The sequence below is a fragment of the Rhodocaloribacter sp. genome, from assembly GCF_056451265.1.
Map to the genome: position 1 here is coordinate 1 of NZ_JBWOPL010000109.1, position 22717 is coordinate 22717.

General features: G+C 64.6%; 15 protein-coding genes, 2 tRNA genes and 1 pseudogene. 8 read left to right on the forward strand and 10 right to left on the reverse strand.

Annotated elements, in window-relative coordinates; all coding sequences use genetic code 11:
- Positions 1-86 precede the first annotated feature (86 nt).
- Positions 87-329 (reverse strand): annotated as a pseudogene (locus AC1HIY_RS16420) (tyrosine-type recombinase/integrase); the annotation flags it as partial.
- Between the two features lie 1172 nt (positions 330-1501).
- Between AC1HIY_RS16420 and AC1HIY_RS16425 the strand changes: the two are divergent.
- The 3 genes from AC1HIY_RS16425 (at position 1502) to AC1HIY_RS16435 (ending at position 8154) form a co-directional block, all read left to right on the forward strand.
- Entirely contained in the window at positions 1502-4408 is a 2907-nt protein-coding gene (locus AC1HIY_RS16425) for a PAS domain S-box protein (protein WP_479577884.1), read from the forward strand.
- Positions 4398-4841, forward strand: coding sequence for a response regulator (locus tag AC1HIY_RS16430; RefSeq protein WP_479577885.1), 444 nt, complete (start codon positions 4398-4400; stop codon positions 4839-4841). Before AC1HIY_RS16425 ends, AC1HIY_RS16430 begins: the two co-directional genes overlap by 11 nt.
- A gap of 340 nt (positions 4842-5181) precedes the next feature.
- Positions 5182-8154: an HDOD domain-containing protein gene (locus AC1HIY_RS16435; RefSeq protein ID WP_479577886.1), complete on the forward strand. Its 2973-nt coding sequence runs from the start codon at positions 5182-5184 to the stop codon at positions 8152-8154.
- Between the two features lie 190 nt (positions 8155-8344).
- Here the strand turns inward: AC1HIY_RS16435 and AC1HIY_RS16440 are convergent.
- Positions 8345-8416 (reverse strand) — tRNA-Asn (locus AC1HIY_RS16440).
- A gap of 124 nt (positions 8417-8540) precedes the next feature.
- Positions 8541-10481, reverse strand: coding sequence for a M1 family metallopeptidase (locus AC1HIY_RS16445; protein WP_479577887.1), 1941 nt, complete (start codon positions 10479-10481; stop codon positions 8541-8543).
- Positions 10482-10675: 194 nt separating this feature from the next.
- Between AC1HIY_RS16445 and AC1HIY_RS16450 the strand changes: the two genes are divergently transcribed.
- From AC1HIY_RS16450 to AC1HIY_RS16465, 4 genes are all read left to right on the forward strand, one after another.
- Positions 10676-10760: transfer RNA gene (locus AC1HIY_RS16450), tRNA-Leu, on the forward strand.
- 296 nt (positions 10761-11056) lie between these two features.
- Complete coding sequence (locus AC1HIY_RS16455) at positions 11057-11713, forward strand: deoxynucleoside kinase (RefSeq protein ID WP_479577888.1); 657 nt, start codon at positions 11057-11059, stop codon at positions 11711-11713.
- Between the two features lie 84 nt (positions 11714-11797).
- Positions 11798-13801 (forward strand): TonB-dependent receptor, encoded by a 2004-nt coding sequence (locus AC1HIY_RS16460; protein WP_479577889.1) that lies wholly within the window; start codon positions 11798-11800, stop codon positions 13799-13801.
- Between the two features lie 59 nt (positions 13802-13860).
- Positions 13861-14724 carry an EcsC family protein gene (locus AC1HIY_RS16465; RefSeq protein ID WP_479577890.1) on the forward strand — a complete coding sequence of 288 codons (864 nt, stop codon included), beginning with the start codon at positions 13861-13863 and terminating at the stop codon, positions 14722-14724.
- Positions 14725-14853: 129 nt separating this feature from the next.
- On the opposite strand, the gene AC1HIY_RS16470 is transcribed toward AC1HIY_RS16465, so the two are convergent.
- The 3 genes from AC1HIY_RS16470 to atpD all read right to left on the reverse strand — a co-directional run bounded on the left by AC1HIY_RS16470 (position 14854) and on the right by atpD (position 18302).
- The gene (locus AC1HIY_RS16470) at positions 14854-16062 is read right to left on the reverse strand and encodes an alanine racemase (protein ID WP_479577891.1); all 1209 of its coding nucleotides are present in this window, start codon (positions 16060-16062) and stop codon (positions 14854-14856) included.
- A 253-nt stretch (positions 16063-16315) separates the two neighbouring features.
- Positions 16316-16744, reverse strand: a complete 429-nt coding sequence (gene atpC, locus AC1HIY_RS16475; protein WP_479577892.1) for an ATP synthase F1 subunit epsilon — start codon at positions 16742-16744, stop codon at positions 16316-16318.
- 61 nt (positions 16745-16805) lie between these two features.
- Positions 16806-18302: a F0F1 ATP synthase subunit beta gene (atpD, locus tag AC1HIY_RS16480; RefSeq protein WP_479577893.1), complete on the reverse strand. Its 1497-nt coding sequence runs from the start codon at positions 18300-18302 to the stop codon at positions 16806-16808.
- A gap of 315 nt (positions 18303-18617) precedes the next feature.
- Here atpD and AC1HIY_RS16485 point away from each other — a divergent pair, with 315 nt between their 5' ends.
- Complete coding sequence (locus tag AC1HIY_RS16485) at positions 18618-18797, forward strand: hypothetical protein (RefSeq protein ID WP_479577894.1); 180 nt, start codon at positions 18618-18620, stop codon at positions 18795-18797.
- Between the two features lie 554 nt (positions 18798-19351).
- On the opposite strand, the gene AC1HIY_RS16490 is transcribed toward AC1HIY_RS16485, so the two are convergent.
- From AC1HIY_RS16490 to AC1HIY_RS16505, 4 genes are all read right to left on the reverse strand, one after another.
- A complete protein-coding gene (locus AC1HIY_RS16490; RefSeq protein WP_479577895.1) occupies positions 19352-20380 on the reverse strand; it encodes a PfkB family carbohydrate kinase in 1029 nt (342 codons plus the stop codon).
- A gap of 86 nt (positions 20381-20466) precedes the next feature.
- Complete coding sequence (locus tag AC1HIY_RS16495) at positions 20467-21039, reverse strand: LutC/YkgG family protein (protein WP_479577896.1); 573 nt, start codon at positions 21037-21039, stop codon at positions 20467-20469.
- On the reverse strand, positions 21036-22412 hold the full coding sequence (locus tag AC1HIY_RS16500; RefSeq protein ID WP_479577897.1) for a lactate utilization protein B: 1377 nt from the start codon (positions 22410-22412) through the stop codon (positions 21036-21038). Before AC1HIY_RS16500 ends, AC1HIY_RS16495 begins: the two co-directional genes overlap by 4 nt.
- Positions 22409-22717 (reverse strand): heterodisulfide reductase-related iron-sulfur binding cluster (locus tag AC1HIY_RS16505; RefSeq protein ID WP_479577898.1); only part of this gene is annotated, 309 nt, incomplete at its 5' end. The genes AC1HIY_RS16500 and AC1HIY_RS16505, both read right to left, overlap by 4 nt.

Genomic DNA, 22717 nt, shown 5'->3' on the forward strand with positions numbered 1-22717 from the left:
GAATGCATAAATATCCCGTATGGGGATCGTATGGGACTTAAAGAATCGGCGATATTGGTCTAATGAACGCCTTCGCCTTACGAGGCTTACTCTGGAAACGTGCAATTCATCACACACCCTTTCCGCAGCACGTCGGCGTAGATCTCGGCGGTGATGCGCTCGTCGTTGTGGCCGAGGAGGTTCTGGATACGGAAAATGGGCATGCCGTCGGAGGTCTGCACGCCGCCGTAGGTCTTCCGCAGGCTGTGGAACGCCGGCGACTCGGAGAGATTAACCAATCGCCGGTACTTCCGAAAGGGGCGGCGGGAAAGTTGATAAGAAAGGGGGCGCCCCTTGTTCCTCCGAACACGTAGGCCTCGCCGGGCATTTCCTTCCCCACGCTGAGCCGGCGCAGCATCTCGGCAGCCATTGGGGCAATCAGTACGATCCGGCCGTCCCCGCTCCTGGTGCGGTGGGCGGCATCGAGCGGACGACGATCAGCCCTCGTGCAAGGGGCACGTCCTTCCACTGGAGCGCGCAGAGCTCGTCCAGGCGCAGGCCGCTGCCGGCGGTGAAGCGGATGCCGTCGTCGCACCGGCGGAGGTAGCGGCCGGCGCGGCTCGTCGTTTGCGTTCGGTCCGTCGTTGCGCTCGCGTCGTGGGGGGGCGATAGTGATCAGCAGCCGGTCGAACCGGGGCGCCGGACCGGTCCGCAGGGGCGGAACCGGGGCGCTTTCCGTTTTGTTCTCCTCATGCCTGTTTCACAAACGGATTTCCATTAACTCTCAAGCTACCCGGCGCGTAACTTGAGGAAGCAATTCCGGCAAGCCGTATCTTTACGGTGCATGGTTGGTTGGCATGACAGGGAATGAGACATGAGGGTCTGATGCGGCACGGCGTCTAATCACGCAGGAGCGACGTCATCTGATGAGGTTTGGGGGCAATTCTTGAGTCATCCGAACAGGGCTGCCACTGGGCTCGGTATCGGATTCGAATACGAGTTTTTCACGCGGGGGTTAGGCTTCAGGCGTGACGGAGACGTCGCGTTCTATGATTCTTTCTCGTTTGTCGGGAAACGGATGGATGGGATTTTATGCAAGTCGTGTCAGGTTTATGGTTTGGCCGAGCCCGGCTCGGGGTGGCGGTGCATCCGGGCATCTTCAAATTGAGCCGGCCACTGGAGTGGTATGCCCTGCCACGAAAGGAACTCCGTCTTGATCTGATCGACGGTCTGAACCTGGGGTGTAACCTGAGGAGAGTCGTGCTTTCTTTCTGTCGGGGACCTAAGGATGCCCTCGAAGCATATTACAAAGATATTGCCACGAGTCTTTTTCGTTCGCCTTGCAGAATTTCATTTTTGAGACATAAGCCTGGGTCGGGGGATCGAAACCCGCGTCGCGCTATGCTTCAAAGCGAGCGCCACCCCTTAAAACACCACATACAACGGCGTATTCCGGGCTGCGTTTGGCTTCCTGGCCTGAACGACTCCGCTGTTCGGCGTCTTCCCGTTCTTTGATTCCTTCATGATCGTCTTGACGTTTCGCATATTGCCCTTCTGGAGATCAGAGCAATGGCTTCGTTGGATCGGCTTCATCGCAGTCTTGTTCGGTTTTGCGGCTACGCTGGTTCTCTGGCGGGTGATGGTTGTACAGGAGGATGCACACGTCGCGCGTGTGCTCGAGCTGTCGGGCGCCATGGCCGAGAGTAAAATCACGGCGCGGCTGGAAACGGAATTTCTGGCGTTGGCGCGCATGGCTCGGCGGTGGGAGGTGCATCGGCCGGCGGAGGCAGAGTGGAAGGCCGACGCACAGAACATCGTTCGGGACTACTCCAACCTGCAAACTCTGGCGTGGGTCTCCGCTTCCTTACGCGAAGCGTGGGTCGTAGCGCGGGAGGGCAGCGGCGGCGCCCGCGGTCCGGAAGGGTTTCGGAAGGCGCCGCTGGAACGAGTGCGGGACCACCGTGCGATGACGGTCAGCCATGTCTTTGACCTGGAGCAGGGAGGGAAGGGGCTGCAGGTAGCCGTACCCATTATCGAGGGGGACGCCACCGCCGGGTTCATCCTCGGCGTCTTTCGCCTCGAAGAAATCCTCCGTGCGTTCACGCGCATGGACTCCGGTTTCGGCTATGCCATCGCTGTTATTGACGAAGGGGAAGAAGTGTACCGGCACGGAAACGGGCGGTATGAAGCCGCCTGGAGTTATGAGACGAATATTGTGTTGCCGGGGACGACGTGGCGGATGCGGATCTGGCCGGAGCCGAACCTTTTGTCCGAGATTCGATCCCCGCTCCCCGAAGTGACATTGGCGGTGGGACTCTTGCTGACCCTGATGTTGGCGCTTACGATCCTGCTCACCCAGACGGCAGCGCATCGAGCCAGAAAGCTGGTCGAAGAGATCACCAAGCGCAAGCAGGTGAAGCAGAGCCTGCAAGAGAGCGAGGCGAAGTCTCAAGCCATTCTCGCATCGACCGTCGATGCGATCGTCACCATTGACGAGCGCGGCATCATCGAGACGTTCAACAAGGCTGCCGAAGGCCTTTTCGGGTATAGCGCCGAGGAGGCGCTCGGGCAAAATGTGAGCATGCTCATGCCGTCGCCTTATCGGGAAGAGCACGATGATTATCTCCGGAACTATCTGGATTCGGGGCGGAAGATGATCATTGGAATCGGGCGAGAAGTGATCGGGCGTCGCAAGGACGGCACAAGCTTTCCGTTAGATCTCTCGGTCAGTGAAGTGCGCCTGGGCAACCGGCGCATCTTTACCGGCATCCTCCGCGACATCACCGAGCGCAAGAGGTGGGAAGAGGAAATTCGCACGCTGAACGTTTCTCTGGGGCGACGCGTCCTCGAACGCACGGCTCAGATCACGGCACAGTATGAAGCGCTCAAGCGAGAGATTGTGGAGCGCAAGCATGCGGAGGAAGCCCTGGAGGAATCGCAGCGTTTTCTTCATTCAACGCTCAACGCGCTTTCGGCCCACATCGCGGTATTGGACGAAGAGGGGGTGATCATTGCCGTTAACGCAGCATGGCGCCGGTTCGCCGAAGCCAATCTCGGCGACCCGAGACGCGTTGGGGTCGGTGTCAATTACCTGGCTGTGTGCCAGGCTGCCACGGGCAGGGGGAGGGAGGGAGCGGATAAAGCGCTGACAGGCATACGCGCAGTGATGGCTCCTCGAATCGACACGTTCAGCATGGAGTACCCCTGCCATTCCCCCGGGGAGGAGCGATGGTTTGTCCTGCGGGTTAACCGGTTCTCCCAGGGAGATACCGTTCGCATCGTCGTCTCGCATGAGAACATTACCGAGCGGGTGCAGGCTGAGGAACGAGAGACCCGGATCGGCCGGATCCTGGAGGACTCGCTCAACGAGGTCTACATCTTTGATGCGGATACCCTTCGATATATTCAGGTCAATCGGGGCGCCCGTGAAAACCTCGGCTATGGCCTCGACGAGTTGCGGCGGATGACGCCGCTGGATCTGAACCCGGCTTTCACGGCTGCCTCGTTTTCCGAGTTGGTGGAACCGTTGATCGAGGGGAAGCAGGAGCAGGTTCAGTTTTCGACGAGTCATCGCCGCAAGGACGGGTCGTCGTATCCCGTCGAGGTGTATCTCCAGCAGTCGTTCCTGGGGCGGACGCCGGTGTTCGTGGGCATCGTCATGGACGTGACCAGGCGCAAGGAGGCCGAGGAAGAGATCCTGAAGTTAAACGAGGACCTGGAGCGGCGGGTGGTCGAGCGAACGGCTCAACTCGAAGCCTTTTCTTATTCGGTGTCGCACGACCTGCGGGCTCCGCTGCGCGCCATGGCGGGCTTCTCCAAAATCCTGATGGAGCAGCACACCGAGATGCTCAGTCCCAAGGCGGAGCACTATCTCAAGCGGATTGAGGCAAACGTTCTCAAGATGGGAGCCCTGGTGGACGATCTGCTGCGCTTCTCACGGTTGAGCCGTAAGGAACTCAAGCGGCGGACCGTCGAGCCCGCACGCATCGTGCGGGAGGTGCTCGAAGACCTCGATGCCATGCGGGAGGGTCGCCGGGTGGAGATCGAAGTTGCGGACCTGCCCCGTTGTTTGGCCGATCCGGCGCTGCTCAAACAGGTTTATGCCAACCTGCTCGGCAATGCCTTGAAATATACCCGTCGCCGCGCGGAGGCCCGGATCCGGGTGGGATCCTCGTTCGAGGACGGGCGCACGGTCTACTTCGTATCCGACAACGGCGTCGGTTTTGACATGCAGTATGCCGATAAACTCTTCGGCGTTTTCCAACGGCTCCACCGGGCCGAAGATTACGAGGGTACGGGCGTGGGGCTGGCCCTCGTGCAGAACATCATCCAACGACACGCCGGGCGTATCTGGGCCGAGGCCCGGCCCGGCGAAGGCGCTACCTTCTACTTTACCCTTAGCAAAAAACCTGAGGACGATGACGATTGAACATCCCGTAGAAATTTTGCTGGTTGAGGACAACCCGGACGATATCGAAATGGCCCTTAACGCACTGGAACAGCACCACATTGCCAATCGCATCCTCGTCGTTCGGGACGGAGCCGCCGCGCTCGATTACATGTTCTCCAGAGGAGCCTATGCCGGACGAGACAAGCAGACGCCACGCGTGATCCTCCTCGATTTGAAATTGCCTCTGGTAGACGGCCTGGAGGTCTTGCGCCGGCTCAAAGAGGACCCGCGCACGCAGGCCGTTCCGGTGGTCGTCATGACGGCCTCGCGCGAGGAGCAAGACCTGGTGGATAGCTACCGGCTGGGCGTCAACAGTTATATCGTCAAGCCGGTAGACTTTGTGCAGTTCAGCCAGGCCATGCGCACGATTGGTCTATATTGGCTGCTGCTCAACGAAGTGCCCACGCCCTAGCGTACCCGACATGCAGGCGGTCCGGTGGTCGTCTTCATGGAGTTCGGTTCGCCGTACGTCCCAACCGTCGTTTCGATGAGACACTGCGGAAAATATCACCCGATGCAAGGATTCGGGGGCGAGTCTTCCCGGGCATGGCGAAAGAGATGCGTTGGGTTGCTTTCCAATCAGGTTGTTCCTTATGCCTGGTGCGGCCCGCGGGCCGTGGCTACCCGGGTCAAAGCCGTGGCTACCCGGGTCAAAAAGGAAGCAACCCCTTTGGCCGGGTCGCCATGGAATTGCGCGCGCCCGATACGGAATTTAAGAATCAAACCATCATCCTGAGGGGTGGAGAGGGACCATGAAGAAGTATCTGCGCGTGCTCTTGCTCGAAGACGATCCCGATGACGCCGTTTTGATACGGCACGAACTCGAACGAGGCGACTTCCGAGTCGAGGTCCATCGGGTGGAGACGCCCACGGCCTACCTGAACGCTCTTCGCGCGCGCCCCGATCTGATTCTGGCCGACTACCATCTGCCGCAGTTCGATGCCATGCAAGCGCTGGCGCTTTTGAAAGAGCAAGACCTCGATATCCCCTTCATTATCGTCAGCGGGGCGCTTGGGGAAGAGCTTGCCGTGGCCGCGCTCCGGCATGGTGCGGCGGATTACCTGCTCAAGGACCGGCTTGCAAGGCTCGGAGAAGCGATCCGGCGGGTCCTGCAAGAGCAGGAACTTCGCCGGCAGAAGCAGCAGGCCGAAGACGAGTTGAAGCAACAGACCGTTTTTCTGCGGCAGGTCATCGACACCATTCCCCATTGGATTTTCGTAAAGGACCGGGCCGGGCGCTTCACCCTGGTCAACCAGGCGGCGGCGGATGCCTACGAGACCACGGTGGAAGACCTGAAGGGCAAAACCGATGCGGAAACCCGGGCCACACCGGAAGAAATAGCGCGTTTCCACAGAGACGATCTCGAGGTGATGGATTCCGGCGTCGAAAAGGTCATTCCGGAATTGGAAATCGTCGATGCCGGAGGAAGCCGGCATATTCTTCAGGTGTTCAAACGCCCGATCGCCGATTCGGACGGACGGATCAATCACGTGCTGGCGCTGGGGGTCGACATCACCGAGCGGAAGCAGTATGAAGCCGCTCTGCTAGAGGCGAAGCAGCGAGCGGAAGAACTCAGTCGCCTCAAATCAAGCTTTCTGGCGTGCATGAGTCACGAGATCCGTACGCCGCTCTCGGCCATAACCGGGGTGGCGGATCTTCTGGTGGACGAGGTCGGTCCTGCCCAGCAGGAACTGGTCAAACTGATCCAGGCCGGCGCTTCGCGCCTGTTGGAGACGCTCACTTCCGTGCTGGATCTGACCCAGCTGGAGGGGGGAAGTTTACAGATGAGACCGGAGCCCTTCGACCTCGTGGAGCAGGTCCGGACGACGGCCCCGTTGTTTCGAGAGCAGGCGCTGCAGCAGGGACTCTCGCTCTCGCTCGCTTTGCCTGAGGAGCCGATCGAGGTGGAACAGGATCGCGCGGCCGTCAACCGCGTGCTGATGAACCTGATATCGAACGCCGTCAGGTTCACGAAGGAGGGCGGGGTGGTGGTCGGTGTAGAAGCCGAGGGACCGGCGGTAACGATTCGAGTGACGGACACCGGCATCGGCATCAGCGAGGTTTTTCTGCCCCATCTGTTTGAGGAGTTTCGGCAAGAATCGAGCGGGTTGGCGCGAACACATGAGGGCAGTGGCCTGGGCCTGTCGATCACGAAGCGATTGGTGGAACTGATGGGCGGTGAGATTTCGGTGGAAAGTGAGCGTGGGAAAGGCAGTGCCTTCACGGTTCGTCTGCCGCGCCGCGTCTCGGAGGCCGGTTCGATCGAGGAGCGGACTCCGGATCTAGCCGGTGTCCCGCGGGAGAAGGCAGCCACGCCGCAGCACGAAGCAGACTTGCCGCCGGACGAAACGGAGAGGAGCCGGGTCGAAACAATCGCGCCCCCGCGAGAAAGCGATACGGAGAAGGCCGGAACAAACGGAGAGAGGCAGAAAGCATCCGCATCCCAAGCGGAGACGCGCAAGCGCCGGATCCTCGTAGTGGAGGACGATAAAAGCACACGGTTTGTGCTCAAGCGTATGCTGGAGAAACAATACGAGGTGGCGACAGCGTCCAGTGTGGAAGAGGCGCTTGAAAAGGCCGCCGCAACGACCTTCGATGCACTAATGCTCGACATTAACCTGGGTGAGCAACGCACGGGTGAAGACCTCTTGCATGAACTGAGGAACCGGCCCGAGTATGAGCGGGTGCCGGCCGTGGCCTGTACTGCATACGGCTTGCCGGAGGATCGGGAGCAGTTTCTGGCGAAGGGTTTTGACGAATTTATCAGCAAACCCTTTTCGTGGAAAAAATTGCTGGAAATACTCCAAACCGCTTTCGATAAGCCGGCAGGCGTGGTGGCCGAGGTAAAGCCCGTTCGAAAAAACGAGATGAAGCTCCCGCCATTGCCGGGCAACCTGTCTGAGATCGTGGAGGTTCTTTCGGGCACGAGTGTCAGTCCGGATATGGAGCGTCTTCAGGTCGTGCTGGCTACGGATCCGATCATGGCGAGTTGGGTGCTCTCGCACGTGAACTCGGCCTATTTCAGCGTGCGGGGTGAAGTGTCGAGCCTGGATCGGGCGCTGACGTTGCTGGGGGTCCGGCCGGTATGCAATCTCGTTTTGATGAAGATCCTGACGGAGGTTTTCGCGGACGTGGGGACGGCGCGTGCGCAACGGGTCTACAAGCATTTGATGACGATCAGCATCGCCACGGCGGCGTTTGCACGGGACCTGGCCCAAAACGTAAGGCTGCCGGATTCGGAGCGGGCGTTTACGGGAGGGCTTTTGCACCAGGCGGGCCGCCTCGTGTTGCTGAGCAATAATCCGGACAGCTACGCTGACCTATGGTATAGCGTGGGCGACGCGGCGTCCTCGGGTGCGCTGGTCCCCCCCTCGTTCAAGCTGGAGCGTAATCGGTTCGAAACGGATGCAATCGAACTGGGCACGATGCTCATCCGTCACTGGGGATTGCCGAAGGAGTTCGCCGCGATCATTCGGTATTATAATGACCCCGGGCGGGTGAGCAATACGTCCCTTCGCAAGCTGGTGCTCGTGGTAGCCGCAGGCCTGGAGTTCGCTCAGAAATTGTCGGTTTCTTCCGTGTCCGGCGGCTCCGGCAGAAAGGTGCCCGTGCCTTCACCGTTGGAGCAACTCGCGGAGATGGAGACGTTGAGCCCCTATGTATTGCGCCGTTTCCTGGAGGAAAGGATGGACGAAGTGCGAGAGTTTATCGATGCGTGCATATGAGCATCGGCGTCGTTCCGGAGGGATGGCAGGCGCGGGATCTGCCGCTTGGTTCGATCTTCCCCCCAAAGCTCGTCTTCCGGGATGGCAGTTTTCGAACCAGTCCGGAGAGTGAGATAATCACACTAATTGGCGGAAAAACGGAGAAAATGAGGAACGCCGACCGTCCTGCGACGACCGGCGTCCTATTAGGCTCCCCGGGTAGGACTCGAACCTACAACCCTGCGGTTAACAGCCGCATGCTCTACCATTGAGCTACCGAGGAATGAACAAGGCTCGACGAAGCAGGGGCTTCGCCAGAGCGGACGCAAAGATAGCGCGCTTTCCCGAAGCGCACAAGCCTCTTGACAGCCTTTTCAACAATTCCCGCGCGCCGCTTGTTTCCCTCCTCAACGCTCCCACACGTTGTTGGCACGGTTGACGTCCGGGAGATACTGGTCCGGGTCGATCTCGACGCGGACGACCGTGCCCGGCGCCAGGCGAAGCGTGGCCTCGCGCGCGCCGTCGAGCCACGTTGCGACCGGCAGGGTCCGATCCGCCACGGTCCCGTCGGCATACGTGACGCGGAGGGGGACCGGCATCGGCGACAACCCCCGGTCCTCGACGGTGACGACGACGCCGTCGGAGTCTTGCTCCACCTGCGCGATGGCCTGATCGAGCGTCCACGTCGTGTAAAACATCGTCGTCCAGAACCAGTCGAGGTCCTGCCCCAGCACGTCTTCGAACGTGTTGAAAAGGTCGTACGGCTGCGGGTGTTTGTAGGCCCACCGGCGGGCGTATTCCCGGTAGGCTTGCATGAAACGTTCTTGCCCGAAAAGCCCCCGCAGGGCATTCAGGGCCACAGCCGGTTTGCTGTACGAAGCGATGCCCCGCGCCGGTGAGTTGGGCGGATAGAGGTCGGCGTGGCGCATGGGCTCCACCTCGCGTCCGGTGCCGGCAATGCGGTAATAGGCCTGCCGCGCCGGATCCCAGGCGTTCACGTTCCAGAAGGCCGCCACGCCCTCGTTGGTGTTGAAAGAGGTCAGCCCCTCGTCCATCCAGGTGTATTGCTTCTCATCCTGCCCGACGACCATCGGAAACCACATGTGCCCGATCTCATGGAACGTGACGCCGAAGAGCGAGCGGTCGTTGCGGGCGCCGCCGATGAGGGTGATCATCGGGTATTCCATCCCGCCGCCGATGATGCCTTCCACGGTCGTCATGTGAGGATACGGATAGGGCATGAACATCTTCGAGAGGTACTCGATGGAGAACTTGCCGAACTCGGCGGAGCGGTCCCAGGCTTCGGCTTCCGGGCGATAGAGCGCGTGGATCATGGCGAAGTCGTTCTGCCCGTCTCCGTCGCGGTCGCCTACTTCGGCGGTGGTGGCGTCCCAGAGGTAGTGTGCGGAGGCGCCGAAGGCGAAGTCGCGGACGTTCTCGGCGTGAAAACGCCAGGTCAGCCGCCCGGAGGCGCTTGCGGCGGTGGAGCGCCCGGGGGCGCGGTCCTCGGCCTCGACGACGTGCACGACGGCCCCGCTCTCACGGTTGTCGGCGGCCATCGCCAGGCGGGCGCGGGTCTGCTCGGAGAGGACCTCCTCGGGGTTCCGGAGCACCCCCGTCGCGCCGACGAGCCAGCCTTCGGGCACGTCGATGGCGACGTCGTACGTGCCGTAGTCCATGTAAAACTCGCCGTTGCCCATGTACGGATCGGCCTTCCACCCGTTGACGTCGTCATAGACGGCGACTTGCGGATACCAGTAGCCCAGGTAGAACACCTCGCCGTCCTGACCCATGCGCGGCGCGCCGAGGCCGGGCACTTCGAAGCTCCAGGAGAACGTGAGCGTGGCGGTCGCCCCCGAGGCAAGGGGTTCCGGCAGCATGAGGCGCATCACCGTCCCGTCGATGGCGTAGCCGGGGACCGCTGCGCGGGAAGGGGTGCGTTCGAGCAGGACCTCTCCGTTGTAGCGCACCTCCGAGAGGTGCATGCCGCCGGTGAGCTGCTGCGGGCGGTTGCGGATGACGCCTTCCTTGTGCAGATTCTGGCGCAGGTGAACCAGCAGCCGGTCGAGGTCGTCCGGGGAATGGTTGTGGTAGCGGATGGTCTCCTGGCCGCGCAACATCCGGGTGTCGGGCGAGAGCTCGGCATGAATGGTGTAATCGCCGGTGTTGGTCCAGTACCGGGGGCCGGGCATGCCGTCGGCGGTGCGGGTCCCCCGTTCGACGGCGCGCTCGAACGACGGCGAGGGAAGGACCGGGTAGGGGATCGGACGAGGCGCCTGCGCCCGCACGGGCTGTGCGACGCTCAGAAGGAGACAGGCAGCGAGGAAAACCGTTGAACCGGGACGCATGGGAGGACGTTTTTCATGAAAAAAACCGGGGACCGGACGCCCGGCTAAGCTCGGAATTGTGGGGGAGGCAAGCAAGAGCGCGTCATGGATTCGCATCGAAACCCGGGCATTGCGAAGTCGTTATGAAAACAAGCGATGGGTTTCACAGGGGTTGCGCCGGGCGGGAATAATGCGTAGAATTGCCGTCCTTCGATGCCCAGGTGGCGGAAGTGGTAGACGCGCTAGATTCAGGATCTAGTGGCCATTACGGCCGTGGAGGTTCGAGTCCTCTCCTGGGCACTTCGACATCCCCGTAAGTTTTCGACTTGCGGGGATGTTTCGTTTTACGGATACGACGGGGGATCTGCAAAGCCCGATCCTCACGAGGAAAACGCTTCGGAGCCATGGACTTCGAAGCGTTTGACGTTTGCCTTCCTCGCGGGAAGGGACCCGGCGAGACGCTCGACCGCCGGGGCAGGGCGTCGCGGGGCCGGTTATTCACAAACTCCCCGAAGGCGACGCCGCGCATACCGCCGAACATGTCGTATCTTGGGCGCGGTTTTGAAGTGATCCATCCTACCGCATCCACTGCACACATGGGGAATACATCCGACATTCAGACGGCCGGGAAGAAGTACGTCGCCGTCGCCGGAAACATCGGGGCCGGGAAAAGCTCGCTCACGAAGGTCCTGAGCGACTATTTCAAGTGGGAAGCCTATTTCGAACGGGTAGACGATAATCCGTACCTGTCTGATTTTTATGAAGATATGCGAAGGTGGTCGTTCAACCTTCAGGTGTTCTTTCTGTCAAGCCGCTTCAATCATCAGCGCATGATCGAGTCCGCGCCGCACTCCATCGTGCAGGACCGGTCGATCTATGAGGACGCCGAGATCTTCGCCCGAAACCTCTATGAGATGGGCCTGATGACCGGGCGCGATTTCGAGAATTATACCGAGCTTTTCAAGATCATGACCTCGTACCTCCGCCCGCCGGACCTGCTCGTGTATCTCCGGGCCTCCGTGCCGACGCTCGTGCGGCACATCCAGGCGCGCGGGCGGGAGTATGAATCGAGCATCCGCATCGAGTACCTCGAACGGCTCAATGTGCATTATGAGAACTGGATCGACCGGTACGAAGCCGGGCCGAAGATGATCATCGACGTGGACGAACTCGATTTCGTGAACCGGGATGAGGATCGCATGGAGATCATCGGGCGCATCGAAAGCCGGCTCTTCGGGCTGTTTCCGGAATAATTTCGTCAGGGCGGGACGCGACGGGAGGGCATACGATTGCAGGCCTCACACGGCACACGGCGGATCGGGCGTCTTCGGGCATGCGTGCTCCCGGCGCTCTTCGTGTGCAGTCTCGCGGCGCCGTCGTTCGGACAGGTGGCGGACTCGACCCGCACCGCTCCCGCCGACACGCTTCGAGCCGTTCCTGCCGACACGCTTCAGGCCGCACCCGCCGACACGCTTCAGACCGCACCCGCCGACACGCTTCGGGCTCCGGTGGGCTTTCCTCCGCCCGAGCCGGGAGACGCCGTGGGCGCGACGCTGCCGGCGCGCGGGATCGCGCTGGACCCGCCGGGCATGCTCGGGCGCGTGCCCGGCTCGTTCGTCTATGACTTCGGAACGCCGGGCTGGCCGGACGGGTGGAGTCCGTACGGGCTGAACCCGAACCACGTGGGGCTGTTCGTGGACGGGCTGCCGATGAACGACCTCATCACGGGGCGGCCCCGGTACGACCTGATCCCCTTCACCTTTCTGGAACCGCTCCGCACACAGGCGGCCCGCGACGACGCCCCGGTGGCGGTTCACGGGCGGGTGCGCGACTACGACACGCCGCAGCCGCTCACCGAGATGCGGTATTGGACGAGCAATACGGGCCTTCAGAGCGTGACCGTGATGCACGCGCAGCGGAGACGGCCGGTGTGGCTCGGCCGACCCGGACGGCTGAACGTGCTCTTCGGCTACGGCGGGCATGCGGCGAAAGGGGAGTATCCGGGCAGCCGACTGCGACGGGCGCGCCTCGTGCTCGGACGGATCCGGTACGAACGTCCCGGCTGGTCCGTCGAGGTGAAGAACCTCTTCAACCGGCGGCGGGTGGGGGCGCACGGCGGTGTGCTCCCGGCCCCCGGCGCGGCGTACGAGTCGATCTTTCAGCGACTCGGGGCGCAGGTCGAGAACCCGGACGCCCTCCGCGAGACGTTCCGGAACGACTTCTCCGCCACGTTCCGCGCGCGTCTCGCGCCGGGGCTGGAGGCGCTGACGCTGTCGGGGCTCTGGACGAACGAGCGCCTGCAGTACCGGAACCCGTCGGACACGCTCACGGCCCGCATGAGGCGGCTGGGCTTCCGCTTCGCGCAGGACCTCCGGCTCGGCGGGCATCGGCTGCGCCTGAGCGCCGAGGGTTGGCGGGACGTCGTCCGGACGGGCGCGGCGCTGCCGGACTCGCTCGGCCTCTCCCGGGGACAGCTTCACGTCGCCGCGCGCGATACGTTCGCCCTCGGCGCGTTCGAAGCGATCCTCGAAGGCGGCTACCACCGGGGCGACGGCGTCTCCTTCCCGACCGGCTTCGCGCGTCTGACGGGACGTTTCTCGGCGGTGCGCGTGTTCGCCGAGGGCACACATGCGGGACAGCCGGTCTCGTGGATCGCCCGCTACGGCTTCGGCGGAAGCGTCGTGCCCGTCTCCGAGCGTCCGGACGGTCGCCTCACGATGGGGCGCGTCGGCTTCTCGGTCCGCCTCGGCCCCTTCGACCTGACGGCCTTTGGCTTCGTCCACGAACTCCGAGACCCGCTCGACCTGTTCGTGACGGCGGGGGACACCGTGGCCGCGCGCACGGCCACGGAGACGTGGCGACGGGCGGGCGTCGCGGGAGACGTCGGCTTCCGGCGCGACGCCGCGCGCGGCCTCTACCTCATCGCGCAGCCGACCCTCACGCATTTCCGCGCGCCGGTCTCGGCGGACGGGGCGCGGGCCGCCGCCGCGCTCCCGGAGCTTTTCGGGCAGGCCCGCCTCGGCGCTCGTTTCCCGCTCTTCCAGGGTGACCTCGACCTCAACGTCTACCTGCGGGGGCGGTACTGGGGACGGATGCGCAGCCGCACGCTGCACCCGCAGACCGGCCTGCTCGTCCTGCCCGAAGCCGACGCCCGCACCGTCAACGCCTCCGGAACGCTCGATCTCTACCTCGAAGGCGGCGTCCGCTCGGCGACGCTCTTCCTCGCCTATGAGAACATCCTCAGCGGCACCCGGCTCCTCGTCGGCAACCTCATCGTGCCTGACTATCCGCTCCCGGAACGACGACTCCGCTTCGGCGTCTTCTGGCCCATCCTGAACTGACGGGCGACAACCTTTTCGGCTTCGGTCGTATAAGGGAAAAACACCGTCCTCTTTTCGCGATGAACACCCTGCCTGCCCCCCCTTTGCGTCCCTCCGAGTACGAACGAGAGGCGTTTCGCCGGATTCTGCAATGGCGGAACCCGGAGCGAAGCGCGCTCAAGCGGGCGGCGGGATGGGTGCAGGACCGCATGGGCGAGGTGACGGACCTCGTGCGAAAGATTCCCGGCGTCGACTGGACCATCGAGAATGTGGTGGCGGGGCTGCTTCAGGTCACGAACGAGATCACACAGGACTCGGTGTGGGCCGACGCGATCCACGAGGAGTACCGGCAGTCCGGGCACCCGGTCCGTCATCCCGCGCACATCCGGCGGCTCGACCTCGCGGCCGTGGACCGGGTGATGGACGGTCTCGGGCACAAGTACCGGGCGCTCGCCGCCGTCGAGGGCGCCGCCACGGGCTTTGCCGGGGCTTCGGGCATCGTGCCGGACCTCATCGCGCTCGTGGCGCTCAACCTCCGCGCGGCCGGGGAGCACGCCGCCTATTGCGGCTTCGACGTCTCCGAGCCGGCCGAACGCCTCTTCGCACTTCGCATCCTCGACCACGTCTCGCGCTCGGACAGCAAAGCCGCCGACGTCGCGATGACGCCCGTCCTCTCCGTCGCCACCCGCGTGGCGAAGAGCCAGAGCAAGAACGCGATGGAGCAGGCGGGGATGTCGCGGGCCATCGAGAACCTCGTCAAGAAACTCGGCCTGCACCTCTCCGAGGCGAAACTGGCGCAGGCCGTACCCGTGACGGGCGCGGTCATCGGGAGCGCGTTCAATACGTACTATACGGATCAGGTCTGCCGGGCCGCCTACCACCTCTACCGCGAGCGTTTCCTCTTCGAGAAGTACGGCCCCGAGGTCCTCGCCGGTCTGACGTGAGGAGGGCGGAAGCCGTTGGAGCGTGCGCTTGAGGATGGTGCGCCCGAAGAAGTTTTCCACGCGTGGAGGGGGCATGGGAAGGGGCGAAGGCGACGTGCGATCCGCGCCCTCCGGGAACCCCCGTCGCGCTCACTGCACGCGCCCCCGCGCATCGACGGGCCAGGCTTCGAGCACGTCGTCGCCGTCGACGAGGTAGAGGGTGTCCTGGGTGTTGACCACCACGCAGGCATGGTTCGGCGTCACGCGCACCCGGTCGCCGACGGACAGTGTGGAGCCGCCGGGGACGCGCACCCAGCCATGCTCTTCGGAGAGGCCCGTGATGCGGGCATGCGGAAGCGGCTCCATCGTGCGGGCGTTGTAGAGGAGGATGCCGTGCCCCCGTGTGTGATAGCCGATGTCGGAGGTGAAGACCTTCTTGCCGGCATCGAGGAAGAGGCGTTCCTGTCCGGACGTCTCGCGGTGCTTGCTGATGACGGTGGCGAGGACGGTGAGGGCGCAGTCGTCGAGCGTGGCGGAGGCGAGGCCGACCTGCATGGCGTCGTTGAAGACGTAGTTGCCGGGGCGGATCTCGGTGATGCGGAAGCCGTCGAGGGTGCGGTTCTCGAAGAAGCGCATCGAGGGCGTCGAGCCGATGCTGATTTCGAAGCGTTCCGGCGTGACGCCCGGCACGCCCGCCTCGCGCAGGGCGGCGGCGAAGACGAGCATGCGGTCCCGTTCCTCGGCGCTGACGCGGCGGAGGGCGTCCTCGGCCGTCTCGTACTCGCACGGGCCGTGGTACGACTGCCCCGCGTGGGTGAGGAGGCCCGCGAGCCGCAGCCCCGGCAGGGAGGCGACGAAACGCACGAAGTCGACGCTTTCGGGCCGGTCCCATCGCACGCCGCAACGGCCATAGCCGCAATCCACCTCCACGAGCGCCTCGGCGCGGCGGTCGCGGGCGGCGTAAAACTCGGAAGCCGCCCGTGCGCCTTCGGGCGTGTCCACGCAAAAAGAGATCCGCGCCCGGTCCATGAGCCGGAGCAGCCGGGCATGCTTCTCCTCGCCGACGACGGTGTAGGCCAGCCGCACATCGTCGAAACCGGCCTCGACGAAGACTTCCGCCTCGCCGGGCTTGGCGACGGTGAGGCCGTGCGCGCCGCCTTCGAGTTGCCGTCGCGCCAGCGCCACGGACTTGTGCGTCTTCGTATGCGGGCGCAGGCGCACCCCCTGCGCGTCCGCTTTTGCCTGCATCCGGGCGAGGTTGTTTGCGAGCCTCCGTCGCTCGATGAGCACGGCCGGGGTCGCGAGGGTGTCAAGCGTCCGGGCGCTCGTCTCGGGGAGGGGTTGGGTCGTCGTCGGCATCGGTCGCTGGCGCTTCGGGGGGTGCGGAAGGGCGGGGCGGGAAGGCTTCTTCGTCTGTATGCGCTCCGGCGCTTACGCCGGGTAGAGAAGCCAACGCTTCCGGCTCGGCGGGGGTTTCTCCGGCGGAAGCGTCGGTGGAAGGTGGTGTGGACGGGGCACGGCAGCGGCGTCCGTCATGATACGAAAAAGCCCGGAGGATGGGCGATCCTCCGGGCTTTGTGCGGGTTTGTGCGCGTCGTTCGGCGTCGTCCGGTCACGAAGGGGACACGCGGGTTCCGACGCGGCCCATGGCCACGCGGAGGCGGTTGCGCGCGCGTTCGAGGGCGCGCTGGGCGCGTTCCCGCTCGGCGCCTTCGAGCCGGCGGAGGCGTTCGAGGGCGCGCGCTTCGGCGGCCTTCGCCCGCTCGACGTCGATGGCCGACGACGGCTCGGCCGTCTCGGCGAGCACCGTCACCGTGTTGTTGAGCACTTCGAGGAAGCCGCCGCTCGTGGCGAAGAGGATCTCCTGCCCGGAGGGCTCGACGATCACGAGCGGGCCGATGTCGAAGGCAGCGATCATGGGCGCGTGGTTGAAAAGCACCTCGAAGGATCCCTGCACGCCCGGCGCCTTGACGCCCTGCGCGTCGCCGCGAAAGACGCTGCCGTCCGGCGAGACGATGTCCACGTAAAGATTTCCAGCCATGTTCTCCTGTGGCATGCGTGAGGCGGAGGGCCGGTCGGCGGCTCCGCGCCACGGGGTTGGGTTAACCTTCTTCCTTGAGCATCCGCTCGCCGGCCTCGATCACTTCCTCGATGACGCCCTTGTAGGCAAAGGCGCGTTCGGGCAGGTAATCGAGTTCGCCGTCGAGGATCATGCGGAAACCGCGAATGGTGTCGTCGATCTTGACGTACTTGCCCTCGAAGCCGGTGAACTGCTGGGCGACGAAGAAAGGCTGGCTCATGTAGCGCTGGGCGCGGCGGGCGCGCTGCACGACGAGCTTGTCCTCGTCCGAGAGTTCGTCCATGCCGAGGATGGCGATGATGTCCTGAAGCTCCTTGTACCGCTGCAGGAGCTGCTTGACGTCCTGGGCCGTGTTGTAGTGTTCGGCGCTCAGGATGTTCGGGTCGAGGATGCGGCTGGTGGAGTCGAGCGGGTCGATGGCGGGGTAGATGCCGAGCGAGGCGATCTGCCGGGAGAGCACCGTCGTGGCGTCGAGGTGGGCGAAGGTGGTGGCGGGGGCGGGGTCGGTCAGGTCGTCCGCCGGCACGTAGACGGCCTGGAACGAGGTGATCGAGCCTTTCTTCGTCGAGGTGATGCGTTCCTGCATCTCGCCCATCTCGGTGGCGAGCGTCGGCTGGTAGCCCACGGCGCTGGGCATGCGCCCGAGCAGGGCCGAGACCTCCGAGCCCGCCTGCGTGAAGCGGAAGATGTTGTCGATGAAGAAGAGCACGTCGCGCCCGCCGAGGTCGCGGAAGTACTCGGCGATGGTCAGGCCGGAGAGGGCCACGCGGGCGCGGGCGCCCGGCGGCTCGTTCATCTGCCCGAAGACGAGGGAGATGTTGCTCTCGCGAAGGGCGTCCATGTCCACCTTCGAGAGGTCCCATTCGCCTTTCTCCATCGATTCGAGGAAGGCATCGCCGTAGTTGACGACCTTGCTTTCGAGCATCTCGCGGAGCAGGTCGTTGCCCTCACGGGTGCGCTCGCCCACGCCGGCGAAGACGGAGAGGCCTTCGTGCGCCTTGGCGATGTTGTTGATCAGCTCCATGATGAGCACCGTCTTGCCGACGCCGGCGCCGCCAAAGAGGCCGACCTTCCCGCCGCGCGAGATGGGCTGGATGAGGTCGATGACCTTGATGCCCGTCTCGAGCATGTCGATGGACGTGGCCAGCTCGTCGAACGGCGGCGGCTCGGCATGGATGGGGCGGTAGCCCTCGGCCTCGGGCTGGGGCAGCCCGTCGATGGCCTGGCCGACGACGTTGAGCAGGCGGCCGCGCACGGACATCCCCGTGGGCATGGCGATGGCCCGGCCCGTGTTCGTCACCGGCGTGCCGCGCGTGAGACCGTCGGTCGTATCCATGGCGATGGTGCGCACGCGGTTCTCGCCGAGGTGCTGCTGCACTTCGAGCACCAGCTTGCTGCCGTCCTCACGGTCAATGACGAGTGCGTCAAGGATTTCAGGTACGGCGTCGGCGGGGAACTGGGCGTCAATCACAGCGCCGAGGATCTGGATCACCTCGCCGTTAACTTGCTTTGCTTCCATCAGGCGTTGAAGGCTTTATGTTCTGGTAGTTCTATGCGAATGCGTCGTCCGCTGCGCGTCGGTACGAAAAGGGAACGATCGGGTAAAAATAACCTGCCCGTCTTCGACATGCTCGCCCTCGTACGCCCGCACCCGGTCCGGGATCGCAAAGAAACCGGGAATTTTGGCGCGCTTCGCCGTTCCTTTGATGATCCGGCAGGTTCGGAGCTGTGGCTCTCTCATACGCGGGATCTCGAACGTGCGCTATTTGAGGCACCCCGGGCAGCGGTCTGACGCTTCGCTCCTCGCGACCGGGATAGCCTCTCCACTCCGTCGTTGGATATCATCCCTGTTCGCTACGCTTCCTATCCGCAGATCGGCGCGACCCTGCCTGTGGTCGGCTTCTACACGATGGGCGAGATCTGCCCGCTTCCGACCTCATCGAAGCCCATCCACCACGTCAGCACTTTCGTCACCGTCCTGATCGGGGAGGAGGTTAACACGGTGGGCGCGTGACAGCATGCACAAAGATCCCGTATCCGGGTCGTGTGAGACTTCAAGAATCGCCGGTATAGGTCCAACAAAGGGCTTCACCTCATGAGGCTTATTCCGGCAAAGTGCAATTTGTCATGCGCCCCTGACGCCCCTGATTCGGAGAGCGCGTATCACAACGCAAGGCAGCCGACAACGTGTTCGACGGTTCCGGCATTGCTCCGCCCCAAGCGTTTTATTAGCCTGTCGAAAGGTCGCCATAGCGGATTGCGAGCGATCGCTTCCGTCAAGCGGTTCCCATAGCTTCTGGCGAATGACCGGGACCAATGAACCTATCGCGGGGTCAGGAGGGGAGCCCTCGGCAGCGCGGCCGGGACGAGCGCACACGGTCCTCAGTCGAATGGCTGCGGCGGTGGTGCGCAGAACTGGTTCGCCGTCGCTCTCGAAGTGCTCATCGTGATCGTCGGTGTCGCCGTTGGTTTCCAGGTGACGGCGTGGGGCCGCACGCGCGTGCCGACAAGGCCAAAGAACAGACCTGTCTCCGGCAACTCACGGGCGACGGTTGCGCCGTTCACCGGTCATCGCTCGACCCGCCCGGCCCCGCCGCCGGCCGTCAGACGTTCCACCTCCTCGGCGGACACCAGGTTGAAGTCGCCCGGAATGGTTTGCTTCAAACAGGAAGCCGCCACGGCGAATTCCAGGGCGTCGCGGGTGTTGCGCTTGGTGAGCAGGCCGTAGATGAGGCCGCCCGCGAATGCGTCGCCGCCGCCGACGCGGTCCACGAGGGTGATTTCATAGCGGCGGGAACGGTACGGAGCAGAACAGTCGCGGTCGTCGAGCATCAGAGCGCTCCAGCCGTTGTGCGAGGCCGAGAAACTCTCGCGCAGGGTGATGGCCACCGTTCGGAAGCCGTACGTTTCTCTGAGTCGGCGCGCCAGGTCGGCATAGCCTGCTTCCTCCAGGCGTCCGTGCGCTACGTCGGCGCCGCCGGCCGTCAGTCCCAGGCTCTTCTCGGCGTCCTCTTCGTTGGCGATGCAGACGTCCACGCATCCCATGAGCGGTTGCATGACGGCGCGGGCTTCCGCCACGGACCAGAGCTTTGAGCGGTAGTTGAGGTCGCAACTGATCCGGGCGCCATGACGGCGGGCGGCTTCGCAGGCGGCCCGCAGGGTGCGGCGGGGTTGTTCGCCCAGCGCGGGGGTGATGCCCGTCCAGTGAAACCAGCAGGCCCCCTCAAAGAGCGCGTCGAAGTCGACCTCCCCGGGGGACAGGGTGGTGACGGCGCTGCCGGCACGGTCATAGAGGACCTTCGAGGGTCGCTGGCTGGCGCCGTTTTCCAGGAAATAGATACCCAGTCGGTCGCCGCCGCGCACCACGGCATCGGTATGCACGCCGTAGCGCCGGAGGTGGTTGAGCGCTGCCTGGCCGATCTCGTGGCGGGGCAGCTTGGTCAGAAAGTGGCTTTCCAGGCCGTAGGCGGCCAGCGAAGCCGCCACGTTGGCCTCCCCCCCGCCAAAGGTGACGTCGAACTGCGGGGCCTGGACGAGACGCGCGAAGCCGGGCGGAGACAGTCGAAGCATGATCTCGCCGAAGGTGACGATTTTCATACGAAGCGGTGGGTGTGGTTGCGGGGAGGGGGCAGGAAAGTAAGGGGGCGGGAGATTAATTTCGAGGCGGGGTCAACGGATGCACGTCAGCGGAGCAGCACGGTGAGGCGGCGCGGGCCGTGCGCCCCGATGACGAGCGTCTGCGCGATGTCCGCCGTCTTCGACGGGCCGGCGATGAAGACGCCGAAGCCGGCTGCGCGTACGTCGAGCCTGCGATAGGCCTCGTGCATCGTCTCTACCAGCGCGGTGCACGGCAGGACGAGGACCACGTGCTCGGGCAAGAAGAGCGCGGCGCGGCTCCCGGCCGCCGCTTCATCGACCCATACGGCGCCGTTCTCGGCTACGCCGAGCGTCCCCTTACAGAGAAACAGGTCCAGGTCGGCCAGGGCTTCGGGCGGGGTGTCGGGACCGGGCCGCCAGGCGCCCGGGACGGCTTCGTCCAGCCGGGCGGCCACGCCGCGCGCATCGGGGCAGGCCCGCTGCACCCACGCGCCCACGTCGCCGTCGAGCCGGACGACGGCGCCGGCGGCCACCTCCACCGCCGCGATGAAGCGCGCCCTGCGCGCGCCGGACGACGGCGCAAAGGCGGGCACGTCCGGCAGCGCGACGGTCGGCGGCCGGTTCCGTCGGATGCGTTTGAGGATGCGTTCGCGGCTCATGATCTCCTCCGCTGTTTTTCGTACCACGTGCCGAAGCGTTCCACCGGCGGGTCGGGCCATTCCCGGTGGCGACCCCACGGGCCCAGGGCGCGGCGGGGCAGCCGTCTGAGGAGAAAGCGCAGAATCGCCCCCGCCATCCGGTAGAGGCGGGGGCGGCTCAGCACACCGCCGGCCAGCCGCATTCCCCACGCCTTCGATACGCCCCCCTGGCCCCTGCGGCCGAGGACCTGCCGCCACCGGTAGAGTTGCCCGTGGAGGTCGATCCGGACCGGGCACACGTCGCTGCAGGAGCCGCAGAGCGTGGAGGCGAAAGGGAGCGAGGCGTAGCGGTCCGGGTCGACGCCCGGCATCAGGACGGCGCCGATGGGGCCGGGGAGGACGGCCCCGTAGCTGTGCCCGCCGCTGCGCCGGTAGACGGGACAGGTGTTCAGGCAGGCCCCGCAGCGGATGCATTTGAGTGCGTCCCGGAAACCCTCGCGGCCCAGGTGCGCGGTGCGGCCGTTGTCTACCAGCACCAGATGCACCGCCTGCCCGGGAGCCGGGCGGTGGAAATGCGAGGTGTAGACGGTAAGGGCCTGGCCGGTGGCGCTCCGGGCCAGCAGCCGGAGGAAGATGCCCAGATGTTCGGCCTTCGGGATGATTTTTTCGAGACCCATCGAGGCGATGTGGAGCGGGGCCAGGTGCACGCCCAGGTCGGCATTGCCCTCGTTGGTGCAGACAACGAAGCCGCCCGTCTCGGCTACGGCGAAGTTGACGCCCGTCAGGGCGGCGTCGGCCCGGAAGAAGCGGGCGCGGAGGTCGGTCCGGGCGGCGGCGGTGAGGGCCGCGGGGTCGCTCAGGCCCTCCGGCGTGCCCAGATGTGCGTGAAACAGCGCCCCGATCTCCTCCTTCTTCCGGTGGATGGCCGGCATGACGAGGTGACTCGGCGGCTCGCCGCTGAGCTGTATGATGCGCTCGCCCAGGTCGGTATCCACCACCTCGATGCCCCGCGCTTCGAGATACGGGTTGAGCCCGCATTCTTCCGTCAGCATCGACTTGCTCTTGACGATGCGCTGCGCTCCGTGCCGGCATAGAAGGTCGTAGACGAGCGCGTTGTGGACGTCGGCGTTTTCGGCCCAGTGAACGACGAAGCCGTTGGCCCGGGCCTGTGCCTCGAACTGAAGCAAGTAGTCGTCGAGACGGCTAAGGGTGTGGGCCTTGACGGCGGAAGCCAGCGTGCGGAGGGTCTCCCATTCCGGTACGTCGGCGGCCGCCCGGTCGCGTTTCCGGCGGACGAGCCACAGGGCGCGGTCGTGCCATCCGGCACGGGCTTCGTCGGCAAGGAAGGCCGAGGCAGCGGCGGCATGATCCGGCGAGGCAGGTGGCGGCTTCATCGGTTTCCGTTCAGGATTTCGGCGATGTGGAGGAAGCGCACCGGGGCGCCCTGGCGACGGGCCAGCCCTTCCAGGTGCATCAGGCAGGACATATCCGTGGCGGTGATGACTTCGGCGCCGTGGGCCAGGTGGTCGCGGAGGCGGTCGCGGCCCATCCGGACCGAGACGGCCTCTTCGGTGACGGCGAAGGCGCCTCCGAAGCCGCCGCACTCGTCCGCCCGGTCGACTGCGACGAGGGTGAGGACGGCGACGCGGCCGAGCAGGCCGCGCACCACGTCGCCGTCGGGCGCCATGCGCTCGCTGGC

Excerpts from the sequence above, each read along its gene's own strand:
- AC1HIY_RS16425 (WP_479577884.1), top strand. The coding sequence starts at position 1,502 with ATGATCGTCTTGACGTTTCGCATATTGCCCTTCTGGAGATCAGAGCAA.
- AC1HIY_RS16430 (WP_479577885.1), top strand. The coding sequence starts at position 4,398 with ATGACGATTGAACATCCCGTAGAAATTTTGCTGGTTGAGGACAACCCG.
- AC1HIY_RS16435 (WP_479577886.1), top strand. The coding sequence starts at position 5,182 with ATGAAGAAGTATCTGCGCGTGCTCTTGCTCGAAGACGATCCCGATGAC.
- AC1HIY_RS16445 (WP_479577887.1), bottom strand. The coding sequence starts at position 10,481 with ATGCGTCCCGGTTCAACGGTTTTCCTCGCTGCCTGTCTCCTTCTGAGC.
- AC1HIY_RS16455 (WP_479577888.1), top strand. The coding sequence starts at position 11,057 with ATGGGGAATACATCCGACATTCAGACGGCCGGGAAGAAGTACGTCGCC.
- AC1HIY_RS16465 (WP_479577890.1), top strand. The coding sequence starts at position 13,861 with ATGAACACCCTGCCTGCCCCCCCTTTGCGTCCCTCCGAGTACGAACGA.
- AC1HIY_RS16470 (WP_479577891.1), bottom strand. The coding sequence starts at position 16,062 with ATGCCGACGACGACCCAACCCCTCCCCGAGACGAGCGCCCGGACGCTT.
- atpC (WP_479577892.1), bottom strand. The coding sequence starts at position 16,744 with ATGGCTGGAAATCTTTACGTGGACATCGTCTCGCCGGACGGCAGCGTC.
- atpD (WP_479577893.1), bottom strand. The coding sequence starts at position 18,302 with ATGGAAGCAAAGCAAGTTAACGGCGAGGTGATCCAGATCCTCGGCGCT.
- AC1HIY_RS16490 (WP_479577895.1), bottom strand. The coding sequence starts at position 20,380 with ATGAAAATCGTCACCTTCGGCGAGATCATGCTTCGACTGTCTCCGCCC.
- AC1HIY_RS16495 (WP_479577896.1), bottom strand. The coding sequence starts at position 21,039 with ATGAGCCGCGAACGCATCCTCAAACGCATCCGACGGAACCGGCCGCCG.
- AC1HIY_RS16500 (WP_479577897.1), bottom strand. The coding sequence starts at position 22,412 with ATGAAGCCGCCACCTGCCTCGCCGGATCATGCCGCCGCTGCCTCGGCC.